At 61.7% G+C, this 478-nt stretch carries 1 pseudogene; it reads left to right on the top strand.

Annotation, left to right across the window (positions count from 1 at the left end):
* Positions 1–58 precede the first annotated feature (58 nt).
* A pseudogene (locus RNC47_RS36435) lies at positions 59–478 on the top strand (MCE family protein); the annotation flags it as partial.

Below are 478 nucleotides of genomic sequence, written 5' to 3' on the forward strand. Positions count from 1 at the left end.
TGGCCGTGGCGAGCAGATCGGCGAGGCCACCTCGGATGCCAACGAAGTACTCATCGCGCTGAACTCGCGATCTGACACGTTGCGCCGGGATTTCCAGTCGCTCAAGGGGTTCAGCGACACATATGGCGTGGCGGCGCAGGACATCGTGAAGGTTCTCGACGCGGCGAGCGCGACGAGTGCCGCGATATCCGACAACGCGGCCAATGTCGACGCGCTGCTGGTGGGAGTGCTCGGATTGTCCCGCAGTGGCATTGATTGACTCGGACCCAGCAAGGACAACCTGGTCAAGGCGATCAACGTGCTGGAACCGACCACCGACTTGTTGATGAAGTACGATCCGGAACTCACTTGTCTTCTGGTCGGCGGTAAGACGGCTATCGACAACGGGTTCCTGGACGTGACCGGCGGCTCCAACGGGAAGTCGGTCATTCTCGACGTCGCGGTGTTGCTCGGAGACGACCCGTACCGGTACCCGGAC

It is taken from the genome of Streptomyces millisiae (assembly GCF_031845425.1).
Taxonomy (GTDB): domain Bacteria; phylum Actinomycetota; class Actinomycetes; order Streptomycetales; family Streptomycetaceae; genus Streptomyces; species Streptomyces millisiae.